At 73.2% G+C, this 23953-nt stretch carries 17 protein-coding genes; 9 read left to right on the top strand and 8 right to left on the bottom strand.

Features of this window, described 5'->3' with window-relative positions:
- Positions 1–94 precede the first annotated feature (94 nt).
- The 5 genes from ACWF9Z_RS08650 to ACWF9Z_RS08630 form a co-directional block, all read right to left on the bottom strand.
- Positions 95–1114, bottom strand: a complete 1020-nt coding sequence (locus ACWF9Z_RS08650) for a LacI family DNA-binding transcriptional regulator (protein ID WP_453598993.1) — start codon at positions 1112–1114, stop codon at positions 95–97.
- Positions 1099–2700, bottom strand: a complete 1602-nt coding sequence (locus ACWF9Z_RS08645; RefSeq protein WP_453598990.1) for a glycoside hydrolase family 13 protein — start codon at positions 2698–2700, stop codon at positions 1099–1101. Before ACWF9Z_RS08645 ends, ACWF9Z_RS08650 begins: the two co-directional genes overlap by 16 nt.
- Positions 2701–2770: 70 nt before the next feature.
- Positions 2771–3643, bottom strand: a complete 873-nt coding sequence (locus ACWF9Z_RS08640; RefSeq protein ID WP_453598988.1) for a sugar ABC transporter permease — start codon at positions 3641–3643, stop codon at positions 2771–2773.
- Positions 3640–4692, bottom strand: a complete 1053-nt coding sequence (locus tag ACWF9Z_RS08635; protein ID WP_453598985.1) for a carbohydrate ABC transporter permease — start codon at positions 4690–4692, stop codon at positions 3640–3642. Before ACWF9Z_RS08635 ends, ACWF9Z_RS08640 begins: the two co-directional genes overlap by 4 nt.
- 7 nt (positions 4693–4699) lie before the next feature.
- Positions 4700–5971, bottom strand: coding sequence for an extracellular solute-binding protein (locus ACWF9Z_RS08630; RefSeq protein WP_453598982.1), 1272 nt, complete (start codon positions 5969–5971; stop codon positions 4700–4702).
- Positions 5972–6191: 220 nt separating this feature from the next.
- On the opposite strand from ACWF9Z_RS08630, the gene ACWF9Z_RS08625 reads away from it, so the two are divergent.
- The 3 genes from ACWF9Z_RS08625 to ACWF9Z_RS08615 all read left to right on the top strand — a co-directional run bounded on the left by ACWF9Z_RS08625 (position 6192) and on the right by ACWF9Z_RS08615 (position 9908).
- Positions 6192–7820: a glycoside hydrolase family 13 protein gene (locus ACWF9Z_RS08625; protein WP_453598979.1), complete on the top strand. Its 1629-nt coding sequence runs from the start codon at positions 6192–6194 to the stop codon at positions 7818–7820.
- A gap of 25 nt (positions 7821–7845) precedes the next feature.
- Entirely contained in the window at positions 7846–8886 is a 1041-nt protein-coding gene (locus ACWF9Z_RS08620) for a LacI family DNA-binding transcriptional regulator (protein WP_453598977.1), read from the top strand.
- Between the two features lie 116 nt (positions 8887–9002).
- Positions 9003–9908 (top strand): phosphatase PAP2 family protein, encoded by a 906-nt coding sequence (locus ACWF9Z_RS08615; RefSeq protein ID WP_453598974.1) that lies wholly within the window; start codon positions 9003–9005, stop codon positions 9906–9908.
- Between the two features lie 120 nt (positions 9909–10028).
- Here the strand turns inward: ACWF9Z_RS08615 and ACWF9Z_RS08610 are convergent, their stop codons facing one another.
- Positions 10029–11630, bottom strand: coding sequence for an amidohydrolase (locus ACWF9Z_RS08610; RefSeq protein ID WP_453598971.1), 1602 nt, complete (start codon positions 11628–11630; stop codon positions 10029–10031).
- Positions 11631–11843: 213 nt separating this feature from the next.
- Here ACWF9Z_RS08610 and ACWF9Z_RS08605 point away from each other — a divergent pair, with 213 nt between their 5' ends.
- The 4 genes from ACWF9Z_RS08605 (at position 11844) to ACWF9Z_RS08590 (ending at position 14975) form a co-directional block, all read left to right on the top strand.
- Positions 11844–12584, top strand: coding sequence for a PP2C family protein-serine/threonine phosphatase (locus ACWF9Z_RS08605; RefSeq protein WP_453598968.1), 741 nt, complete (start codon positions 11844–11846; stop codon positions 12582–12584).
- A 274-nt stretch (positions 12585–12858) separates the two neighbouring features.
- Positions 12859–13359 (top strand): hypothetical protein, encoded by a 501-nt coding sequence (locus ACWF9Z_RS08600; protein ID WP_453598965.1) that lies wholly within the window; start codon positions 12859–12861, stop codon positions 13357–13359.
- A 90-nt stretch (positions 13360–13449) separates the two neighbouring features.
- The gene (locus ACWF9Z_RS08595; RefSeq protein WP_453598963.1) at positions 13450–13974 is read left to right on the top strand and encodes a SigE family RNA polymerase sigma factor; all 525 of its coding nucleotides are present in this window, start codon (positions 13450–13452) and stop codon (positions 13972–13974) included.
- Entirely contained in the window at positions 13971–14975 is a 1005-nt protein-coding gene (locus ACWF9Z_RS08590) for a hypothetical protein (protein ID WP_453598961.1), read from the top strand. The genes ACWF9Z_RS08595 and ACWF9Z_RS08590 overlap by 4 nt, the downstream gene beginning before the upstream one ends.
- 114 nt (positions 14976–15089) lie before the next feature.
- On the opposite strand, the gene ACWF9Z_RS08585 is transcribed toward ACWF9Z_RS08590, so the two are convergent.
- On the bottom strand, positions 15090–18077 hold the full coding sequence (locus ACWF9Z_RS08585; protein ID WP_453598958.1) for a bifunctional [glutamine synthetase] adenylyltransferase/[glutamine synthetase]-adenylyl-L-tyrosine phosphorylase: 2988 nt from the start codon (positions 18075–18077) through the stop codon (positions 15090–15092).
- A gap of 562 nt (positions 18078–18639) precedes the next feature.
- Here ACWF9Z_RS08585 and ACWF9Z_RS08580 point away from each other — a divergent pair.
- Complete coding sequence (locus tag ACWF9Z_RS08580; RefSeq protein WP_453598956.1) at positions 18640–20733, top strand: PIG-L family deacetylase; 2094 nt, start codon at positions 18640–18642, stop codon at positions 20731–20733.
- A gap of 91 nt (positions 20734–20824) precedes the next feature.
- Here the strand turns inward: ACWF9Z_RS08580 and ACWF9Z_RS08575 are convergent, their stop codons facing one another.
- Entirely contained in the window at positions 20825–21496 is a 672-nt protein-coding gene (locus ACWF9Z_RS08575) for a histone deacetylase (protein WP_453598953.1), read from the bottom strand.
- 583 nt (positions 21497–22079) lie between these two features.
- Here ACWF9Z_RS08575 and ACWF9Z_RS08570 point away from each other — a divergent pair.
- Complete coding sequence (locus ACWF9Z_RS08570) at positions 22080–23804, top strand: ice-binding family protein (protein WP_453598950.1); 1725 nt, start codon at positions 22080–22082, stop codon at positions 23802–23804.
- The last annotated feature ends 149 nt before the right edge of the window (positions 23805–23953 follow it).

Below are 23953 nucleotides of genomic sequence, written 5' to 3'. Positions count from 1 at the left end.
TTGCCGGTGGGCGACGATCCGAAGTCACGCGCGGGCGGGGACCGTCAGAGCCACCGGCCCGCCCGCAGCACGCCCAACCCCCGAAGCCACCGCCCTACTCCCCCGGCCCCTGGCCCGTCGACCCGCGCACCACCAGTTCCGGCTGGAAGACGTACTCCGTGCGCTGGACCGGGGTGCCGGCCACCGCTTCGAGGAGGGCTCCGACGGCCGCCGTGGCCATCGCGCGGACCGGTTGGCGGACCGTGGTGAGCGGGGGGTCCGTGAAGGCGATCAGCGGGGAGTCGTCGAAGCCGACGACCGAGACGTCCTCCGGGACCCGCAGGCCCCGCTCGCGCGCCGCGCGGATGACGCCGAGGGCCATGGGGTCGCTGCCGCACACGATGCCCGTGCAGCCGCGCTCCAGCAGGGCTCCGCCCGCCGCGTGTCCGCCCTCCACCGTGAACAGGGTGCGCTGGATCAGGCCCTCGGCCTTGGCCGAGGGGAGGGCGGAGACGAAACCCGCCTCCTTGCGGGCCGACGGAACGTAGCGCGTCGGCCCGATGGCGAGGCCGATCCGCCGGTGGCCCAGGTCCTCCAGGTGGCGTACCGCCATCTCCGCCGCCGCGCGGTCGTCCGGAGAGATGAACGGCGCCTGCACCTGCTCGTTGAAGCCGTTGATCATGACGAACGGGACGCCCCGGGCGGCCAGTCGCTGGTAGCGGGCCGGGTCCGCGGAGGAGTCCGCGTGCAGGCCGGACAGGAACACGATGCCCGTGACCCCGCGCTCCTCCAGCTGCTCCACCAGCTCGTCCTCGGTGGCCCCGCCCGGCGTCTGCGTGCACAGCACCGGGGTGTAGCCGTGCCCCGCCAGCGCCTGCTCTATGACCTGGGCGAACGCCGGGAAGATGGGGTTGGTGAGCTCGGGGATCAGCAGACCGACCAGCCCGTTGCTGCGTCGCCGCAGGCGCACGGGGCGCTCGTAGCCCAGCAGGTCCATGGCGGCCAGCACCTTGTGACGGGTGCCGGACGCCACGCCCGCCTTGCCGTTGAGGACACGGCTGACGGTCGCCTCGCTGACCTCGGCCTGCGCGGCGATGTCCGTCAGCCGGAGCGGGGAGGTCACCCCTGCCACCACACCGCCGTGTCGGGTGCCAGTACGTCGGTGTCCGCCAGTGCGGAGCTCGCCAGCAGGACCGTGCCCGGCGCGGGGATCCGCACCGGCTCGGCCGTGGTGTTCACCGTGCAGGTGAAGTCGCCCCGGCGGAACGCCAGGACGCCCTCGGGGGCCTCCAGCCACTCCACCGCGTCGCCCGCGCCCAGCTCCGGGTGCGAACGGCGCAGCCGCAGCGCCGCGCGGTACAGCTCCAGGGTGGAGCCGGGGTCGCCGGTCTGCGCGGCGACGCTCAGGCCGGCCCATGCGGCGGGCTGCGGGAGCCAGCTGCCACCGGTGCCGAAGCCGTACGGCGCCTCGTCGCCGGACCACGGGATCGGGACGCGGCAGCCGTCGCGCAGCCCGTCCTGCCCCTCGCCCCGGGCGAACGCCGGGTCCTGGCGGACCGCGTCCGGGAGGTCGGTCACCTCGGGCAGGCCGAGTTCCTCGCCCTGGTAGACGTACGCCGACCCGGGCAGGGCCAGCATCAGCAGCGCGGCCGCCCGCGCCCGGGCCAGACCCTGCGCCCCGCCGCCGTACCGCGTGACGTGACGGACCACGTCGTGGTTCGACAGCACCCACGTGGTCGGCGCGCCGACCGGGCGCATCGCGTCCAGCGACTCGTCGATGGTGGCGCGCAGCGCCTGCGCGTCCCATCCGGTGTTCAGGTAGTGGAAGTTGAAGGCCTGGTGCAGCTCGTCGGGCCGCAGGTACAGGGCCGTGCGGTCCGCGCTCGGGGTCCACGCCTCGGCGACGCCGATGCGGTCGCCCGCGTACTCGTCGAGGACGCGGCGCCAGGAGCGGTAGATCTCGTGGACCCCGTCCTGGTCGAAGAAGGGCAGGACCTGGTTGCCGAGCAGCTTGAGCTGTTCGCCGCGGCCGAGGTCGGGCAGACCGGGGGCCTTGACCAGGCCGTGGGCCACGTCGATGCGGAAGCCGTCGGCGCCGAGGTCGAGCCAGAAGCGCAGGATCGAGCGGAACTCGTCCTGGACGGCGGGGTGTTCCCAGTTGAAGTCGGGCTGCTCGGGGGCGAAGAGGTGCAGGTACCACTCCCCGTCGGCGACCCGGGTCCAGGCCGGTCCGCCGAAGATCGACTCCCAGTCGTTCGGGGGCTCCACGCCGTCCTCGCCGCGCCCGGCGCGGAAGTGGAAGCGTTCGCGCAGCGGGCTGCCCGGGCCTTCGCGCAGCGCCTGCTTGAACCATTCGTGCTGGTCGGAGCAGTGGTTGGGGACCAGGTCCACGATGATCCGCAGGTCGAGCGCGTGGGCTTCGCGGATCACGGCGTCGGCGTCGTGCAGGCTGCCGAACATGGGGTCGATGGCCCGGTAGTCGGCGACGTCGTAGCCGGCGTCCGCCTGCGGGGAGGCGTAGAAGGGGCTGAGCCAGACGGCGTCGACGCCCAGCTCCTTGAGGTAGGGCAGTCGGCTGCGGATGCCTTCGAGGTCCCCCATGCCGTCCCCGTTGGAGTCGGCGAAGCTGCGCGGATAGACCTGGTAGATCACCGCTTCTCTCCACCAGCCGGGCGTGGTGCCGGTGGAGGTGGGGAGCGCGTCGGCGAGGTGCTGGGTCATGTCGTCCTTGAGAGATCGGGCCGGGGGTGAGAGGGGGCGGGCAACGGGTGGTCAGCCCGTGACGGGGCGGTCAGCCCTTGGTCGCGCCTGCCGTCATCCCGGCGACGAGGTGACGCTGGGCGAAGAGGAAGAAGAACGCGGCGGGGATGGCGATGAGGACGGAGGCCGCGCTCATGGCGCCCCAGTTGGAGGTGTACTGGGTGACGAAGGTCTGCAGTCCTCCGGCCAGGGTGAGGTGCTCGTCGCCGACCATGAAGGCGGAGGCGTAGGCGACTTCGCCCCAGGCGGTGATGAAGGCGTAGAAGCCGGTGACGGCGAGGCCGGGCTTGGCGAGCGGCAGGATGAGCCGCCAGAAGGTGCCGAAGGGGTTGAGCCCGTCGACCCGGCCGGATTCGTCGATCTCCACGGGGATGGTGTCGAAGAAGCCCTTCATCATCCAGGCGCAGAACGGCACGGCGATGGTGAGGTACGTGATGATCAGGCCGAGCGGCTGGTTGAGCAGCCCGAGGTCGCCCATGAGGTTGTAGAGCGGCACGATGAGGATGGCCATCGGGAACATCTGCGTGATGAGCAGGGTCCACATCAGCGGCTTCATTCCGGGGAACTTGAAGCGGCTGACGGCGTATCCGGTGGTGGCGGCGATGAACACCCCGAGGACGGTGGTGATGCCGGCCACCAGGACGGAGTTGCCGAACCAGGTGAGGAAGGAGGTCGACTCCACCAGGTAGCGGTAGTTGTCGAGGGTCGGTTCCTTGACGAAGTCCGTGGAGATGGCGTGCTTCGCGGGCTTGAGCGAGGTCAGCAGGACCCACAGCACCGGGAACACGGCGATCACGGACGCGCCGACCAGGGTGGCGTGCAGGCCCGCGGAGGCCAGCGGGGAGCGCTGCCCCCGGCGGCGGCCAGGGTGGGCGGCGGTCTTGGGCGGGGTCGTCACGGTCACCACACCTCTCCCTGCTTGCGCAGCGAGCGCCGGTAGACCAGCGCGAAGATCATGAGCAGCAGGAGGATCAGTACGCCCCAGGTCGCCGAGCCGGCGAAGTCGCGCGGGCTGGAGACGAACGCCTCGCGGAAGGCCTGGGTGACCAGGATCTCGGTGGAGTCGCCCGGTCCGCCCCGGGTGAGCAGGAAGATCACCGGGAACATGTTGAAGGTCCAGATGGTGGAGAGCAGGATCACCGTCATGCTGACGGCGCGCAGCCCCGGCAGGGTGATGTGGCGGAACCGCTGCCACGGGCCGGCCCCGTCCATCTCGGCGGCCTCGTAGAGCTCGCCGGGGACGGACTGCATTCCGCCGAGGAGGGCGACCATCATGAAGGGGACGCCGAGCCAGACGTTGACGGCGATGACCGCGACCTTGGCCCAGGTCGGGTCGTCGAGCCACGGGACGGCGGTGATGCCGCCGCCTTCGAGGATCTTGTTGAGGATGCCGTTGTCGCGGTTGAAGAGGAACCGCCAGGCGAAGACGGAGACGAAGCCGGGGACGGCCCAGGGCAGGATGAGCGCCATCCGGTAGGCGGCGCGGCCCTTGAACTCCCGGTTGAGCATGGTGGCGAGGGCGAGGCCGAGCGTGAAGGTGATCGACACGCAGGCGACGGTCCACAGCACCGTCCACACCAGCCGCTGCAGGAACACCGGGTCGGCGAGGACGTCGGCGTAGTTGTCGAGTCCGACGAACTGGTACGTCGCCTCGATGTGGTTGGCGCCGATGGTGCGGCCGACGTTGCGCTCGGTGGCGTCGGTCAGCGACAGGTAGACGCCACGGACGAGCGGCCAGCCGATGATCACGCCGAGTACGAGCACCACCGGGGCGACCATGGCCCAGGCGTACCAGTGGGTGGCCAGCGCGCGCCTCAGCCCGGGGCGGTTCCCGCCCCGGGTCCCGTTGTTGCTGTCAGTCCTGCGGCTCCGGCCGCGGGCGGCGAGGTCGGCATCAGGACCGACTTCGCTGCCCGCGGCCTTCGCCACCGACTGGCTGGTGTGAGCAGCCATGGTTTCGTTACTTCCAGCCCTTGAGGATCTTGCGGAATTCGACGCCGGCCGACTTGGCCGCGTCCTCCGGGCTCGAGGCCCCGGTGATCGCCTTGGTGTACTCGACCTTGAGCGGCTCGAAGAGGGAGCCGTTCTCCGGGATCCAGGCGCGCTCGACGGCCTTGTCCACGGCCGGCTTGAAGAACTGGACCATCTCGTTGGACTTGACGTCGGGCTGCTCGTAGGCGGCGGTCCGGGTCGGGAGCAGGCTCAGGTCCTTGGCGGACTGGACCTGCACCTCCTGCGAGGTCATGTAGTCGACGAAGGCCTGCGCGGCGGGGATGTTCTTGGAGCCCGCGTAGACGGCGAGGTCGTGGCCGCCCTGGGGGGCGCCCGCCTTGACGGAGCCGGCCGGGACGGCGGCGATGCCGAGGTTGGCCTTGTCCTTGAACTGGTCGCCGGCGTAGCTGTCGGCGACGGCCCACGGACCGTTGATCATCATCGCGGCTTCGCCCGACTTGAAGGCGGTCTGCATGTTGGTCCAGCCGTCGGTGGCGTTGGTGATCGCCGCGCCCGAGGTGACCAGGTCGCGGGCGGTCTTGAACGCCTTGACGCCGGCCGCGTTGTCGACGGTGACCGTCTTGGTCTTCGCGTCGACGAGGTCGCCGCCCTCTCCGTAGATGAGGGGGAGGAACCAGTAGGAGTCGTCGCCGCGCAGGTAGAGGCCGGCCTTGCCGGTCTTGGCCTTGATGGCGGCGGCGGCGGTCTTCACCTCTTCCAGCGTCGTGGGCGGCTGGACGCCGGCGTCGGCGAGCATCTTCTTGTTGTAGAAGAGGCCGAGGGTGTCGATGACCTGCGGGACGGCGTAGGACTTGCCCTCGTACTTGCCGCTGGCCGCGGCCTGGGGCAGGAACTCGGCGTCGATCTTCTTCGCCGTGTCGGCCGGGACCTCGGCGAGGTAGCCGAGGGAGGCGAAGTCGGCGACCCAGCCCACGTCGGAGCGGATGACGTCCGGGGCCTCGGAGCCGCTGCTGAAGGCGTTCTTGACCTTGTTCTGGGCGTCACCGTAGGGAACGTTGACGTACTTGACGGTCACCTTGGGGTGCTTGGCGGTGAACGCCTCGGCGATCTTCTGGAAGGACGCCTTCTCGGCGTCGTTCGAGGTGTCCCACCACGTGACCGTGCCGGAGAGCTCTCCGTCGGCCTTGGCCCCGCCGTCGTCCTTGGTGTCACCGCCGCAAGCCGTCGCCGCGAGCGCCAGAGCCGCGACCAGCGCGGTGGCCGCTATGCCACGCCGCATATGAACTCCTTCGATGATCCCGGCCGCGCCTCGCGGTCCCGAGTTGCCGAGAACGTAACAAGCCTGAAAGCTGTCCGAAAGAGCTTGCGGCAAATTTCTGCAAGAAGGGCTCATCGTTACATCCGCGTGTCCGGACGGTTGCCGCACCTTGCTGTTAGTTCGAACCTTCTTCGACCGCCCGGGCCCGCAACCAGGGGGCGCATACCTGCGTTGACCCGATATGACCCACGAGCTGACCGCCTCCCGGCTTGCAAGCGCTTCCAGCAACGCCAACGAAAGCGGTGGCTGGTGGCGCGATGCGGTCATCTACCAGGTGTACGTGCGCTCCTTCGGGGACAGCGACGGCGACGGCGTCGGAGACCTGCGCGGGGTCCGCGAGCGCCTGCCCCACCTGGCCCGGCTCGGGGTCGACGCCGTGTGGCTGACCCCCTTCTACGTCTCCCCCCAGGCCGACGGCGGCTACGACGTGGCCGACTACCGGGCGGTCGACCCCCTCTTCGGCGACCTCTCCGACGCCGACGACCTCGTCCGCTCCGCCCACGCCCTCGGCCTGCGCGTCATCGTGGACGTGGTCCCGAACCACACCTCCGAGCAGCACCCCTGGTTCCGCGAGGCGCTGGCCGGCGCCCCCGGGGCCCCCGCCCGGGCCCGCTACCACTTCCGGCCCGGCCGGGGGCCCACGGGCGCCGGGCCCCCCAACGACTGGGAGTCGGTCTTCGGGGGCCCGGCCTGGACCCGGACCCCCGACGGGGAGTGGTACCTGCACCTCTTCGCCCCCGAGCAGCCCGACCTGAACTGGCAGTGCCCCGAGGTCGCCGAGGAATTCGCCTCCGTCCTGCGCTTCTGGCTCGACCTCGGCGTCGACGGCTTCCGCGTGGACGTGGCCCACGGCATGGTCAAGGCCCCCGGGCTGCCGGACATCGGCCGCGGCGCGCAGGCCACACTGATCGGCACCGAGCCGCTCCCCTTCTTCGACCAGGACGGCGTCCACGAGATCCACCGCTCCTGGCGGCGGCTCCTCGACTCCTACGAGGGCCCGCGCGTGGGGGTCGCCGAGGCCTGGGCGCCCACCTCGGAGCGGCTCGCGCTGTACGTGCGCCCCGACGAGCTGCACCAGGCCTTCAACTTCCGCTTCCTCAACTGCCCGTGGGACCCCGCCGCGATGCGGACCGTCGTCGACGAGTCCCTGACCGCCACCGCCTCGGTCGGCGCCCCGACCACGTGGGTACTGTCGAACCACGACGTGGTCCGCCACGTCACGCGGTACGGCGGCGGGGCTCAGGGTCTGGCCCGGGCGCGGGCGGCCGCGCTGCTGATGCTGGCCCTGCCCGGGTCGGCGTACGTCTACCAGGGCGAGGAACTCGGCCTGCCCGAGGTGACCGACCTCCCGGACCACGTCCGCCGGGACCCGGCCTTCGCCCGCACCGCCGGGCAGGACGGGCTGCGCGACGGCTGCCGCGTCCCGATCCCCTGGTCCGGCGACGAGGCGCCGTACGGCTTCGGCACCGGCGGCAGCTGGCTCCCGCAGCCCGCCGCATGGGCCGGCCTGAGCGTCGCCGCGCAGACCGGCGACCCCCACTCCACCCTCGAGCTCTACCGCGCGGCCCTCGAACTGCGCCGCGCACTCCCCGGCCTCGGCGCCCCCGAGGCCGGGCCGCTGACCTGGCTGCCCGCGCCCGAGGGCGTCCTCCTCTTCACCCGGCCCGGCTTCGCCTGCACCCTCAACACCCGGCCCGCTCCACTCGAACTTCCCGCGCCCGGGCGCCCCGTACTCTCCAGCGCTCCGGTGGAGACGGACGGCCGGACCGTGCGGCTGCCCTCGGACTCGTGCACCTGGTGGGCTTTGTAGCGTGCGACCGGTACAGTCCAATCCCGTGACCGCACGGCTAGCCGACATCGCAGCCCAGGCGGGGGTCAGCGAAGCCACAGTCAGCCGCGTGCTCAACGGCAAGCCCGGTGTGGCCGCAGGCACCCGTGAATCCGTGCTGGCCGCCCTCGACGTGCTCGGCTACGAACGCCCCGTACGACTGCGCCAGCGCAGCGCGGGTCTCGTCGGCCTGATAACCCCCGAGCTGGACAATCCCATCTTCCCGGCGCTCGCCCAGGTCATCGGCCAGGCGCTGACCCGGCAGGGGTACACGCCGGTGCTGGCCACGCAGACGCCCGGCGGGTCCACCGAGGACGAGCTGACCGAGATGCTCGTCGACCGCGGGGTCTCCGGGATCATCTTCGTCTCCGGACTGCACGCGGACACCACGGCCGACATGGGCCGCTACGACCAACTCCGCGGGCAGGGCGTCCCGTACGTCCTCATCAACGGGTTCTCCGACAAGGTGCAGGCCCCCTTCGTCTCCCCCGACGACCGCGCCGCCATGCAGCTCGCGGTGACCCACCTGACCGCGCTCGGGCACACCCGGATCGGACTGGCCGTCGGACCCAAGCGGTTCGTGCCCGTCCTGCGCAAGATCGAGGGCTTCCGGCTCGGCATGAAGGAGCGGCTCGGCCTCTCCGAGGACGAGATCGAGGAGCTGGTCCAGCACTCCCTCTACACGCTGGAGGGCGGCCAGGCCGCCGCGGCCGCGCTCATCTCGCGGGGCTGCACGGCGGTGGTGTGCGCGAGCGACATGATGGCGCTCGGCGCGATCCGGGCGGCCCGGCAGCAGGGGCTGCGGGTGCCGCAGGACGTCTCGGTCGTGGGCTTCGACGACTCCCCTCTCATAGCGTTCACGGATCCGCCGCTGACCACGATCCGCCAGCCCGTCCAGGCCATGGGCCAGGCGGCCGTCCGGACCCTGCTGGAGGAGATCGGCGGGACGCCGGCGCCGCACAGCGAGTTCGTCTTCCTGCCCGAGCTGGTGGTCCGGGGGTCGACCGCGTCGGGGCCGCAGCAGGGCCGGGGCCCCGCCCGCACCTGATCGAGAACCCCTAGGGACACAAGGGCTCCGCTCGTTCGCGAGGGGGAGATGCTGCGCCCAAGACCGTCCTCGGGGATGATCGGAGGCGAGTACGCCATCTGGCAGACTCTTTCCCTATGGGTGAAGCGAGCGTGAAGACACTGGATACCCGGACGGACCTCTCGTCACCCGTCGGGGCCGAGGGCGCGAACCGCCCGGAGTCTTCCGAGCGTGCCCGGCTCTCCCGGCTGCGCGTTCCGCGGCGGCCCCGGCTCTGGTTCGAGATCCTGCTCATCGCGGTCAGCTACTGGACGTACTCGCTGATCCGCAACGCCGTGCCCGAGCAGAAGGCGGCCGCGCTCGCGAACGCCGACTGGATCTGGAAGGTGGAGCAGGCGCTCGGCATCGCCGTGGAGGAGAAGGTCAACCACGCCGTCAATTCGGTGACCTGGCTCGTGGTGAGCATGAACTACTACTACGCCACGCTCCACTTCATCGTCACCATCGGCGTGCTGGTCTGGATCTACCGTTTCCATCCCGGGCGTTACGCGGCGACGCGGCTCGTCCTCTTCGCCACCACGGGCGTGGCCCTGGTCGGCTACTACTTCTACCCGCTCGCGCCGCCCCGGCTGATGAACGGGCACGACTTCGTCGACACCGTGCTGGTCCACCACACCTGGGGGTCCATGGCCTCCGGCAACCTCAAGCACATGTCGAACCAGTACGCGGCCATGCCCTCCATGCACATAGGGTGGTCGCTCTGGTGCGGGCTGACGATCTTCGCGGTCGCCTCCGCCCCCTGGGCCCGGATCCTGGGCCTGCTCTACCCGACGGCGACACTGATCGTGATCGTGTCCACCGCCAACCACTTCTGGCTCGACGCCGTGGGCGGCATGCTCTGCCTGGCCTTCGGCTTCGCCGTTTCCCGCGCCTGGTACGGGTCCCTCCCGCACCGGCTGCCCCGTCGGCCCGAGGACACCGGCCGCCACCCGGTGGCGACGGCCGTGCTCAACCATCCTGCGCTGAGCCGCTTCCGGAACTGAGCCGCTTCCGGCACGGAGTCCCTTCCGGCACGGAGCACTTCCGGCACGGAGACCCCAGCCGCGCGGAGCCGCGCAGGGCTCGCCGGGCCTCCCCCGCGCCGGGCCTCCCCGGGCCGGGCCTCAGTCCGCCCTGTGGGTGATCCGCCCGCCCGACATCGTGAGCCGGACCGGAGCCTCGGCCAGCTCGTCCGCCGGACATTCCACCGGATCCAGCCCGAAGGCCGTCAGATCCGCCCGGAACCCGGCCGCGATCCGGCCCGCCACCCGCTCCTCCCCCGCCGCGAGCGCGGCGTGCGAGGTCATGCCCTCCAGGGCCATCAGCCCCGTCAGCGCCGCCCCGGTCCACGCCGGCGTACCGGCCGAGGCCGCGCCGCGCGGGCTGCGGGCCACGGCCAGCACCTGGCGGGCGTCGTGGTGGGCGATCGGCCAGTCCGAGCCCAGCGCGAGCACCGCGCCCGCGTCCCGCAGGTCACGGCAGCGCCAGGCGCGGCCGGCCCGCTCGCCTCCCAGCCGCCTGGACCACTCGTCACTGGGGTCGGCCCGGGTGTACGCGGTGTGCGGCGGCTGCATCGAGGCGATCACCCCGAGCTCCGCGAACCGCTTCAGCTGGTCGTCGGGGACCGTCTCGATGTGCTCGATCCGGTGCCGCATCCGGGCCTGCGCGCCCAGCGAGGCCACGGTGTCCAGGACGTGCCGGACGGCCGCGTCACCGATGGCGTGGGTCGCGGTCCGGACCCCGGCCGTGTCGAGGACCCGTAGCGCCCCGGCGTAGGCGTGCGGGTCCGGCCAGAAGGCCTCCGTGCCCTGGCCGTGGCAGTCGGCCCGCTCCAGCCAGGCGGTGCCGCCCTCGACGGTGCCGTCCATGAAGAACTTCACGCCGCCGACCCGCCAGTGGCGGCCGCCGAGCAGCTGGGTCTCGATCAGCTCCTCCAGCTCGTCGGGGCCCGCGCCCGGCATGCACCAGGGCGACAGGTTCAGCCGCAGCGGCAGATCGCCCTCGTACTCCACGGTCGCGAGCAGGGCCGGTACGTCCCCGGCCCCGAGATCCATGACGTGGGCGCCCGTCAGCCCGGTCGCGGCCATGTCGGAGAGCAGCCGGGTGAGCCGGGCCCGGCGCTCGGCGTACGCGGGCTTCGGCGCGAGGGAGCCCACCAGGTCCATCGCGGCCTGCTCGATCAGGTGGCCGGTGGGCTGCCCGGCGCCGTCGCAGACGATCTCGGAGCGCTGGGCGAAGGTGCGCGGGCCGGTGATCCCGGCGGCGGCCAGGGCCGCGCCGGAGGCCAGGGCGGAGTGGCCGTCGTAGAGGCGCAGGAAGGCGGGGGCGCCGTCGAGGACGTCCTCGATCAGCGCCTTGTCGACGGGGCGGCCGCCGAACGCGTTGTGGTCGAGGCCGTGGCCGAGGATCCAGCCGCCGGGGCCGCGGGCGGCCTCGCGCAGCGCGGCGCGGAGCCGGTCCACGTCGGTGACGGCGGAGAGGTCCGTACCGGTGGCCATCTCGATGCCCCAGACGGGGTGGCTGTGGGCGTCGGTGAGTCCGGGGGTGAGGGTGGCGCCGGCGAGGTCGGTCACCTCGGTGCCGGGTCCGCGCCAGTCGCGTACGTCGGCCTCGTCGCCGACGGCGACGACGGTGCCGCCGAGGACGGCTACCGCACGGGCCTCGGGGCGGGCGGGGTCGAGGGTGCGGACGCGGCCTCCGGTGAGGACGGTGTCGGCAGCGGGCACGGCGCTTCTCCTTCGGGGGCGGTGGTGTCGGTGCTACGGGAGGCTTCCCGGCGCGCTCCGCGGCGAAGCGGGCGTACGCCTTCGGGGGGTGGGTCCCCCGCCGCGGCCGGGCCGGGCGGGCGGCCGCGTCCGGCAGGCCACGCGCCGCGTGCCGAGTGGCGTGACAATGGGGTGAGGAACGCGTCTGCCGTTGCGGAGAGGCGGGACGTCATCGTGGCGTACATAGCCGTGACCGCCCTGAGTCATGTCGGGCTGGTCCGCGAGCACAACGAGGACAGCCTGGTCGTCGGACCGTGGACGCTGTGCGGGACCACGACCACGAGCCCCCAGACGCTCCTGTTCCCCCTCGGCAGACCGCTCGTCGTCGCGGTCGCCGACGGGCTGGGCGGGCAGCCGGCCGGCGAGGTCGCCAGCGAGCTGGTCGTCCGCGAGCTCGCCCTGCTCGGCCCCTCGCTGGACGGCGCCCAGGCCGTCGAGAACGCCCTGGACCTCTGCAATCACGCGGTGTTCTCGGCCACGTCGGGCCGCCCGGAGCTGACCGCCATGGGGACCACGGTGGCCGGGACCCTGGTCCTGGCGGATTCGCTGCTGACGTTCAACGTGGGTGACAGCAAGGTGTTCCACGCGGCCCCGGACGGGCTGCGCCAGGTCAGCGTGGACGACAGTCCGCCGCCGGAGCCGGGCCGGCGCACCACGTCGGCCGTGACGCAGACGCTGGGCGGCAGGCGCGGGCACAGCACGGTCACGCCCCATGTGGCGACCCTTCCGCTGTCCACGGGCGACCGCTACCTGCTGTGCAGCGACGGGCTGACCGACCCGGTGCCGGAGGAAGCCATCGACGAGCTGCTGCGGGTGCACGACGACGGAAAGGCGGCGTACGAGCTGTGGAAGGCCGCCATCGAGGCCGGGGGTCCCGACAACATCACCCTCGCGCTGGTACGCATCGGCGCGTGACCCCGACCGCGGTGAGGACCGGGGGAAAGGACCCGCCCCGGCCGCACCGGCGGCGCCCTCACCCGGTCGGGTGAATGAGATCAACTCGACTGGCGCATATGCCAATTCAGGGTGCAGGCTCAGCCCCGGCACCACCCGACACACGAACGGCCCCCGCCGGGACCCGCATCCCGGCCGAGGGCCTCACCGCTCGGGAAGTGAACGGCTTCCCGTGGCCCCACAGCAGCTCAGCGCGTCCCCGCGCGCTCCGTACGGCAATCCGAGGCCCGGCGTCATGCACGAGCAAGACCCCCCGGCCGAGCGTTACGTCAAGATCTGCAACCGCCTCGCCCAGCACGGCGAGCTGAGCTTGACCGCGATCGGCCTGTCCATCCACATCCAGTCCCTGCCCACCGGCGCCCCGGTCTCCATCAAGGCCCTGTCGGCGCGCTTCTCCGAGGGCGAGACCCGCATCGCGGCGGCCCTGCGCGAACAGGAGGCGCACGGCTACCTGTCCCGGACCCGGGAGCGCCTCCCGTCCGGGCAGGTCGTCACCCGGACGGTGTCGTACAACGTCCCCCTCGCGCTGCGGTCGGCCCCGCCCGGGCGAGTCCCGGCGCCGGCGCCGGCGTGGGCACCGGTCCGGGTCGCGGCCTCGGAACCCGCACCGGCGAAGGGCCCGGACCCCGGACCCGACCCGGATCTCGAGCCCGACCCGGAGCCGGACCCCGACCCGGACCCCGGCCCGGGCTCCGGCCCGGGCTCCGGCGCCCGGCCCGCGACCGAGGCCGCCTGACCCCCGGCCGCGATCCCGTGAGAAATTCGACTGCCCCGCGGGGCAACCGAATCCGAGCGGGTGGTGGTCAAGGGGGCGAAGGAGGTGCCGATGCAAGCCGAGGAAGAAGCTCACTTCCACTCGTTCGTCGCCGCACGCTGGACCCATCTGGTGCGGACCGCTTACCTGTTGACGGGCGATCCGCACGACGCGGAGGACGTGACCCAGGCAGCGCTCGCGAAGGCGTACCGGTCGTGGCGGCGCGTGGCGCGCATGGACAGCCCCGAGGCGTACGTCCGCCGGATGCTGGTCACGTGCAACAGCGACCGGTTCCGCAAGCGCCGGGTCGCCGAGCGGCTGACGGCCAGCGTGCCGGACACCTCGGTGCGCGACAACGCCGTGGCATGGGCCGACGAACGCAGCGTGCTGATGGAGGCATTGGCCCGACTTCCCGCCCGCCAGCGGGCGGTGGTGGTGATGCGGTACTGGGAGGACCTCTCCGAGGCCGAGACCGCCGACGTCCTCGGGTGCTCCCAGGGCACCGTCAAGAGCCAGGCGTCCAAGGCCCTGGTGAAACTGCGGGCCTGGCCCGGGCTGGACCGGATCGCGACGAGGAACGAGGGGGCGGCCGCGTGAACGGGCAGGGCAACGGCGAGGACCACGGGCGGGGCAGCGGCCGGGACGGCGAGCGGGCAGAGGGGCTCGGCCGCCTGCGGAGCGGCCCGCAGGGCGACGAGTTCGAAGGGGACCTGCGCGCGTGGATGGCCCGGGACGCCGAGGACGTACGGCCCGCGGCCGCCCCGTACCCGGAGATCGTCCGGCAGGGCCGCGCGGAGCGCCGGCGCCGGCTGGCGGTGGCCGGGGCGGCCCTGTTCGTGCTGGCCGTCGTACCGGTCACGACACTGGCCCTCACCGGCTCCGACGCCGGCGACGGGCCCGCCGAGCGGGTGTCCGCGGCGGGCGACGGACCGGGACCGACCACGGCCCCGCCGTCCCCCCAGCCGCCCCCCGGGCCGGCCGCACCCGCGACCCCCGGGCAGCTCGCCGACGGGATCACCCTCCAGGACGCGGCCGCCGGGCTCGAGAAGTGCCTCGCGTACGACCGGCAGCACTCCGCCGCGCTGCCGTACGTCCGGCCGGACCTGGGCAGGGCCACCGAATACCGGGTCCTGCTCGCGCTCCGCAGCACCGGCAACGACAACGCGCCGGGTAACGGCCAGTTCATCGTCGCCGTCAAGGACGCCCCTTCGACGGCCCGGCTCATCTGCATGATCAAGGAGGGCGAGGCCAGCGGCCTGAACACCTCCACCGGCCCGCGCCCGGATCCCGGGCCGTGGCCGGTCGCCCCCGACATCAACGGGGGCAAGCTCTACCTGCAGCGGATGCGCTCCGAGGGCGCCTGGCGGCTGCCGTACCGCTGGGGCAGCATCGGCACCGTCACCCCCGACGTGGCCCGGGTCACCGTCGGATACGGCGGCGCCGAGGTCGAAGCCGCCCTCGACCGCGGCTGGTTCGCCGCCACCGGAGTCCTGGACCGGGCCGTCACCGAGGCCCCGCGGATCAAGGGCTACGACGCCCAGGGCAAGCAGGTCTACGACTCCACCCAGGACAAGGGCTACGACAAGACCATCCCGTAGCCCGGACGGGCGCGTGGGACCTCGCCGCCGTACAGGGGTCGGTGGCGAGGTCCCGGGCGTCGTACCCGGCGGGCAGGATCCGTACGGGCGTCGTACCGGGGCGCCCGCGAGGTCCTACGCGCCGTAGAACAGCTCGTCCACCACCGCCCGCGCGCGACGGGTGATGCGCCGGTAGTCGTCGAGCATCTCGCCGACCCGGCCCGGGGTGTAGCCGAGGTAGCGGCCGACCGCCGCCAGTTCGCGGGCGTCGGAGGGGAAGGTGTCCCCGGCGCGGCCGCGGACCAGCATCACGGCGTTGCGGACCCGGGTGGCCAGGACCCAGGCCTCGTCGAGGATCTGCGCCTCCTCGGTCGGGATCAGCCCGGCCGCGTGGGCGGCGGCCAGGGCCCGGCGGGTCCGGGTCGTGCGCAGGCCCGGTTCGGCCCACGCGTGCCGCATCTGGAGCAGCTGGACGGTCCACTCGACGTCGCTGAGACCGCCGCGGCCGAGTTTGGCGTGCAGGGTCGGGTCGGCGCCGCGGGGCAGGCGTTCGGATTCCATCCGGGCCTTGAGCCGGCGGATCTCGCGGGCCGCGTCCTCCCCGATGCCTTCCATCGGGTAGCGCAGCGGGTCGATGAGATCGATGAAGCGGGCCCCGAGCTCGGCGTCGCCCGCGATCGGTTCGGCGCGCAGCAGCGCCTGGGACTCCCAGGTGAGGGACCAGCGGCGGTAGTAGGCGGCGTAGGAGGGGAGGGTGCGCACCAGCGGGCCGGAACGGCCTTCGGGGCGCAGGTCGGCGTCGATGAGCAGCGGCGGGTCAGCGGTGGGCAGCTGGAGGAGCCTGCGCATCTCGGCGATGACGGCCTGGGCGGCCTTCGCGGCCACCTGTTCCTCGACCCCCTCGCGGGGCTCGTGGACGAACAGGACGTCCGCGTCGGACCCGTAGCCGAGCTCGTGGCCCCCGAAGCGGCCGACGCCGATGATCGCGAAGCGGGTGGGCAGGGTGTCGCCCCATTGGCCCTGGACGGCGGCGCGCAGGGCGCCGGCGACGGTGGCGGCGGTGAGGTCGGAGAGGGCGTCGCCGACCCGGTCGACCAGGGCTCCGTGGTCCTCTTCGGCCGGGCTGTCCTCCGTGCCGTAGGAGCCGATGATGTCGGCGGCGGTGGTGCGGAACAGCTCGCGGCGGCGGACTCCGCGGACGGCGGCCACGCCCGCTTCGGGGGTCGCGGCGCGGCCGACGGCGGCGAGCACCTCCTGTTCGAGGGCCTCGTGGGTACGGGGTGCCAGGCCTTCGGGGTCGCCGAGCAGGGCGACGGCCTCGGGGGCGCGCATCAGCAGGTCGGGGGCGAGGCGGCCGGCGGACAGGACGCGGGCGAGGTTCTCGGCGGCGGCGCCCTCGTCGCGCAGGAGCCGCAGGTACCAGGGGGTCTTGCCGAGGGCGTCGGAGACCTTGCGGAACCCGAGCAGGCCGGCGTCCGGGTCGGCGGAGTCGGCGAACCAGCCGAGGAGGACCGGCAGCAGGGTGCGCTGGATGGCGGCCTTGCGGGTGACGCCGGAGGCGAGGGCTTCGAGGTGGCGCAGGGCGGCGACCGGGTCGGCGTACCCGAGGGCTTCGAGGCGCTGGCCGGCGGCGCGCGGGGAGAGCCGGGTCTCGCCGGGGGCGAGCTGGGCGACGGCGTCGAGGAGCGGGCGGTAGAAGAGCTTCTCGTGGAGGCGGCGGACGACGGAGGCGTGCCGGCGCCAGGCCTTGTTGAGCTCGGCGACGGGTTCGGTGCGCAGGCCCATGGAGCGGCCGAGGCGGCGCAGGTCGGCCTCGTCCTCGGGGACGAGGTGGGTGCGGCGCAGCCGGTAGAGCTGGATGCGGTGTTCCATGGCCCGCAGGAACCGGTACGCGTCGTGCAGTTGGGCGGCGTCGGCGCGCCCGACGTAGCCGCCGGCGGCCAGCGCGTGCAGGGCGTCGAGGGTGCTGCCGGAGTGCAGGGTGGCGTCGGAGCGGCCGTGGACGAGCTGGAGGAGCTGGACGGCGAACTCGACGTCGCGCAGGCCGCCGGGGCCGAGTTTCAGTTCGCGGTCGACCTGGGCGGCGGGGATGTTGTCGACGACGCGGCGGCGCATCTTCTGGACGTCGGCGACGAAGTTCTCGCGCTCGGCGGCCTGCCAGACGAGGGGGGTTATGGCATCGACGTACTCGGCGCCGAGCTTTTCGTCGCCGGCGACGGCGCGGGCCTTGAGCAGGGCCTGGAACTCCCAGGTCTTGGCCCAGCGCTGGTAGTAGGCGAGGTGGGAGGCGAGGGTACGGACGAGCGGACCGTTTCTTCCCTCGGGTCGGAGGTTGGCGTCGACGGGCCAGATGGCGCCTTCGACGGTGGTCTCGGAGCAGATCCGCATCAGGTGGGAGGCGAGACGGGTGGCGGCCTGGACGGCCTTGCCCTCGTCGGTCCCGGGGGTGGCGTCGCCCACGAAGATGACGTCGACGTCCGAGACGTAGTTCAGTTCGTTGCCGCCGCACTTCCCCATGGCGATGACGGCGAGCCGGCAGGCGGCCGCGTCCGCGGGGGCGGCGGCGCAGGCGATGCGCAGGGCCGCGCGCAGCGTGGCGGAGGCGAGGTCGGCGAGCTCGGCGGCGGCCTGGGCCACGTCGGTGGTGCCGCAGACGTCGCGGGCGGCGATGGAGAGCAGGCAGCGGCGGTAGGCGACCCGCAGGGCGACGGGGTCGTGGGCGCCGGCGAGGCCCTGTTCGAACTCGGGGAGCCCGGGGTGCAGGTCGGCGGCCTCGTAGGTGACGAGGGCCTGCCAGTCCCGGGGGTGGCGGGCGAGGTGGTCGGCGAGCGCCTCGGAGGCGCCGAGCACGCCGAGGAGGCGGTCGCGGAGCGGTTTGGCGCTGACGAGGGTGTCGAGGAGCAGGGGCCGCTCCTCGTCGCTCTGCGCCTCGGCGAGCCGGACGAGCCCGACGAGGGCGAGGTCGGGGTCCGCGGTGGCGCCGAGGGCGTCGAGGAGGACCGGGTCGTTGCGTACGGTGGCCAGCGCCTCGGAGTCGAGCAGCCGGGTGGCGGCGGAGAGGTCGATGAAGCCGCTGCGCAGCAGCCGGCTGAAGGTACTGCTCCTGCGTCCCGGGACTGTCATCCCGCCGCCTCCCGCGTACGTCGGTCGCCTCTGCCCTGGCCGGGCGGTTCGCGGCTCCGCGGCCACCGGGGCCGGTGGTCGCGGCGCGGTCCGTGATCGCCCGGGGAAAGCCTAGCCGGAGCAGGCGTTCGACTCACCGGGACGGAGCGCCGGGACGCGGGATCGGGACGCGGGATCGCGGCGTGGCGCCGGGGCCGGGCACCGGGGCGGGGCAGGGCGTGGCCGGTCCGATGATCTGCGTCACTCCGCGTCGGTCCTCCTCGCCCGCCCGCGTCCGTCCTCCTCGCCCGCCCGCGCCCGTCCGCGGCCGCTCGACGCGACGTTCCGGGGGGGCGGACGGAGGAACGGCCTCCACATGTCGGTCACATACACACACGAAGCACGCACAATGCACCACCAAAGACGGTCACTTCCGGAAATCAGAAGTCATCGGCCGACCGAGTGAACCAAGTTGCCCGTATTGACCTCTCATTGACTGACCGACACTGACCGGCCGCCACTGACCCCGCGGCCGATCAGCAGCGGTCCTCTCTTCCGCCGGAACGACCCCAAGGCGTAATCGATGCCCGTATCCCGTCGCCGTTTCCTCCTCGCCACCGTGCTCCCGATGCTCACCGTCGGAGTCACCGGCGTGCTCGCCGTGGCCTCCGGCCAGCAGACGGCCGCCGAAGGCAACCCCGGAACGGACCCGACGGCCGCCCTGCCCGCGAGCACCACCGCCGGATCGGTCGTCCAGGTCGTCGCCCACCCCGACGACGACCTGTTCTTCATGAACCCGGACCTCAGCCGCTCCCTCCTGAGCGGCACCCCGCTCACCACCCTCTACCTCACCTCCGGCGAGGCGGACGGCCGCAACGAGGCCGGCGGCGGCGCGGCCAAGGACCCGGAGCAGCCCGCCGACCGCGGCCACTATGCGGAGGCCCGGCAGAACGGCATACGCTCCGCCTACGCCCAGATGGCCACCGGCGACCGCACCAGCGCGTGGCGCCGTACGGTCATACCGACGGCGGGCGGCGGCCAGGCCGAGCTCGACGTCCTCGTCGCCAAGCCGAACGTCAACCTGGTCTGGCTGCAGATGCGCGAGGCCCGCGCCCCCATCGCGGACACCGCGGACAGCCTGCGCGGCCTCTGGTACGGCCGGATACCGGCGCTCGTGCCCCAGCTCGCCACCGGCACCCCCGTCAAGGAGCCGCACACGTACACCAAGGACCAGGTCATCGCGGCGATAGCGGCGATCCTGGAGCGGTACAAGCCGACGACGATACGGATGCAGGACCCGACACCGGGGCGGTACGCCGAGACCGGCAGGTACACCGACCACCAGGACCACATGTACGGGGCCCGGTTCGCGCAGGCCGGTGCGGCCTCGTACGCCGCGCGGGTCCCGGTCGGGGAGCGGCCGCACTTCGCCGTCCAGAACTACCTGGGCTACCACAACGGCACCCTGCCGCACTCGCTGGACCCGCAGACCGCCGAGACGAAGACCGGCTTCCTCAAGACGTACGCCTGGCACGACAAGCAGAACTACTGCGGCTCCGCCTACGGCTGCGGCGACCGCAAGGTCGCGGGCAGCCCGACCGGCCACAACTGGGCCCAGTCCCTGCGCTACGCCCGTGCCGACAACGCCTCCTGGCTGGCCCAGGGCACGCCCGGCCGGCTGTACGCCTTCGCCGTCCTCGACGGCCAGATGGCCGTCTGGAACCGCGGGGCCGGCACCGGCCCCGGCGCCGCCTGGCAGGGGCCGGCCCTGCTGCCCGGCACCGGCATCGACCCGGGCGCCACCACCACCCGCTATCCGGACGGGCGCGTCGCCGTCCTCGCCACCCGCACCGTCTTCGGCGAACGGCCGCAGGACTACCGGCGCGAGATCGTCTACGCCGCCCAGGCCGAGCCTGGCGGCCCCTTCGGGGCGTGGGTCTCGCTCGGCACCCCCGAGGCCAACGACGAGGACGGCACCTCCTCGATCAGCGCGCCCTCCGCGGCCGCCGACCAGGACGGCCGCCTGACCGTGTACGTCCGCGACGCGCGCCGCACCCTGCGCGCCCGCGTCCAGCAGTCCTCGGGCGGCTTCGGCGACTGGCAGTCCCTCGGCGGCGCGGACCTGCAGAGCGACCCCGTGACGGCCACCGACTCCGCGGGGCGGCGCCACGTCTACGCCGCCACCACCCAGTCCGTGCTCGCCTGGATCCAGCCCGCCCCGGACGCCCCGCTGGCCGGGCCCTTCCCGACCGGGCTGCCGGCCACCACCGTGCCCCTCACCGTGGCCCAGGAGGCCGCGGGCGTCCGCCTCTACTTCCGGCGTCCCGACTCGGGCGTCGTGCGCACCGTCCTGGTCACGGCGGGCGCCGGCACCGCGAAGCCGGCCGTCTCCAGCATCACGGAGGCCGGCGGCCGGGCCGGCTACGGCGCGATCGGCGTGGCCGGCCGCCTCCTGTCGGGCCGCGCCGACTCGGGCACCGTCAGCACGACGGGCCTCGGCGGCCCGCCGGCCTGGACGGAGTCCGGGATGCTCTTCGCGGGCGCCCCGGCCGGCACCGTGGAGCAGGGCGGCGCCACCACCACGGCGGTCCTCGGCCTGGACGCGGAACTCCACGTCACCACGGCCCACCCCACCCAGGCCCGCCCGGTCTGGCACCGCGCGGTCCCGCCGACGTAGACCCGAATACCGCGAGCACGGCGACCGCCGCGGCCGCCGCGGCCACCCGAGCCACACCATCGAGGTCCCGCCCCCTACCGGGAGCGGGACCTCACCCGTCGCCTCCCGTGAGGAGCTCCAGGACGTGGGCCGCGGTCCAGTTGCCGGCCGCGCCGGGGCAGGCGGAGAGGTAGTCGGCGATGTCCGGCTCCTCCCACGGCCCCGATTCCAGCAGGCCGCCGGCCAGGTACCGCAGGTATGCGGCCGACGGCATGAGCGGCTCGACGTCCCGGAGGGTCCAGGGGGCGGTGAAGGTCAGCAAGGGGATGCCCTCGACCGTCCCCGGACAGATCAGCGTCTCGTAGCGCCCCGGCCCCAACGCGTCGCGTCCCCGGCGCAGGACCGTGGTCAGGTCCAGGTCCGCGCCCGGCTCCTCGTACATCTCCTGCGCGGCGATGTCCGACAGCTGACCCGGCGTCACGAGGTGGGCCCGCCCCCGCATGCGGCCGGGCGCCGTCGGATCGTAGAAGCCCCTGCCGCCGGTCCACACCGGGGACTCGGTGGCGAAGTAGAGCCGCCCCTCGAGCTCGACGGCGAGGGACCGCTCCGGCGCCCGCCGGTCGCGGCAGCCGGGATAGGTGCGCGCGGCCCCGGGCGGCCTCCCCCCGGCGAGGTAGGCGGCCAGCCGGTCCATGTGCATGTTGGAGCCGTACGAGGCGTACCAGACGCGCTCGGGGACGCCGCGGGCTTCGGCTTCGAGGGGAATCGCGGTGTGGACGACCATGCTCTGTTCCTCGCACGACACGGCTCCGGGCCGGCGGCCGTCGACCGCCGTCGGGACGGGTGGCGCACACATGTCCGGAAGGCAGCCGTTCCCGGGTATGGGGCCCACGTCTACCGTCGCGTTCGACGGCGTGGCGATCGCGGGATCGCGGGGCAGTCGCACAGACCTTAGCGCCGCCCGCGCCGACGACCCAGCGGATACCCGCAGACGTACGCCGCGCGGGCGCATGCACCCTCCTGACGCCACGTCACCCAAATAGGTCTTTTTACCTATTTGCGGTCTATTGCCGTGAAATATGCGGGAGAACTCTCGCGTGATGACGACCCATCACCACCGCTGGCTCGGAGCGGATCCGCGCCCCCCGCTCGGGGTGAGCCTGCGCGTTGACACGCGCAGCGGGCCGGCGGCCCTGCCCGGCGACAAGAAAGGTCCTCCTATGGCGTCGGATGTCCTCCGGACGGCTCCACCTCCCACAAGTCTTCAACGCGATCTGCTCAGACGGGGGGCCTTCGCCCTGCTCCCCGCAGTACTCCTGGCCTCGGTCGCCCTGACCCCGAGCCTCGCTCACGCCGCGGAAGCCCCCGTGGGGCTGGGGACCGCCACCAGTTACGCGGTGCTGGCCGGTTCGACGATCACCAACACGAACCCCAGCATCATCAACGGCGACCTGGGGCTCTATCCGGGCACATCGGTGACCGGCTTCCCGCCCGGCATCGTCAACGGAGTGCAGCGCGTGGCTCCCAACGCCGCCGCCGGTCAGGCGAAGTCCGACCTCGTCATCGCCTACGACGACGCGGCGGGCCGGGGGCCCGGTTCCGTGCTCGCTTCGTCCGAGATCGGCGGCCTGACACTGGCACCCGGCGTCTACACGGCCCCGTCGTTCATTCAACTCACCGGAACGGTCACTCTCGACGGCCAGAACGACCCCGACTCCGTCTTCATCTTCAGGATCCCCTCAACGCTGAACACGGCCCCCGCGAGTACCGTGGCCTTCATCAACGGAGCAAATGCCTGCAACGTGTTCTGGCAGGTGGGCAGCTCCGCCACCCTCGACACGACCACCCAGTTCAAGGGCACGATCCTGGCGCTGGAGTCCATCTCGCTGAACAACAGCGCCGTGATCGAAGGCCGCGCCCTGGCGCGCAATGGCGCGGTCACCCTGGACAACAACACCATCACGAGACCGACCTGCGCCGTCGGCCCGACCGGGCCGACCGGGCCGACGGGTTCGCCCGGGCCGACGGGATCCCCCGGGCCGACGGGTTCGCCCGGACCTACGGGATCCCCCGGACCTACGGGTTCGACCGGCCCGACCGGTGCGCCCGGCCCGACGGGATCCCCCGGACCTACGGGTTCGCCCGGACCGACGGGATCCCCCGGCCCCAGTGGCAGCCCCGGCGCACCCGGCCCCACCGGTTCCGCCGGACCGACCGGTGCGCCCGGCCCGACCGGTGCACCCGGTAGCCCTGGCGCCCCCGGCCCGACGGGATCCCCCGGCCCCAGCGGCAGCCCCGGCGCACCCGGCCCCAGCGGCAGCCCCGGCGCACCCGGCCCCACCGGTTCCGCCGGACCGACCGGTGCACCCGGCCCGACCGGTGCACCCGGTAGCCCTGGCGCCCCCGGCCCGACGGGATCCCCCGGCCCCAGCGGCAGCCCCGGCGCACCCGGACCCACCGGCGCACCCGGACCCAGTGGCAGCCCCGGTGCACCCGGGCCCACCGGCCCCGCGGGGCCCGCCGGACCTGCTGGACCCGCCGGACCCGCGGGGCCCAAGGGGCCTCGCGGCGACAAGGGCGAAAAGGGTGACTCGGGCGACCACGGTCATCACGGCCACCACGAAGGCCACGAAGGCCACGAAGGCCACGAAGGCGAACACGGCCACGACGACCACGACGACCACGACCACGACGGGGACGACGAGGGCGAGGAGGGGCACGGTCACGACGACCACGACGAGGGCAAGCCCGGCCACGGTCACGACGACGAGGGCAAGCCCGGCCACGGTCGCGACGACCGCGACCAGGGCAAGCCCCCGTGGGCCGGCTTCCTGCCGGGCGGCTTCGACGACGCTTTGGGCCACGCGTTTCCCGGCCGCACGGCCAAGAGCGTCAACTTCGCCCCGGTGAGCTCCACCGTCGATCGGCAGCCGAAGGGGGCTTCGCCCGATCTCGCCGCCGCCGGCACGAGCAGCAGCGGGACCGGGACCGGCATCCTGGCCGCGTCCGCGGCCGCGCTGGTGTTCCTCGGAAGCTCGGCCCTCTTCACGATGAAGAGGACCCGCCGAGGTAAGGCGACTCGACAGGACTAGCCGGCACAGGTGGGCGTGACAGCCTCACGCCTCTGACCGAACGGTCCCGAAAGACCCGAGCCCCCGGACACGTCGTCCGGGGGCTCGGTCCTCGGTGCCGGGACGCCCACCGCTCGACGTTCACGGGCTCGGCCGAGACCGCGTGCGGG

Source organism: Streptomyces sp. NPDC054961 (genome assembly GCF_053609145.1).
This window is presented reverse-complemented; position numbering and strand designations above follow the sequence as displayed.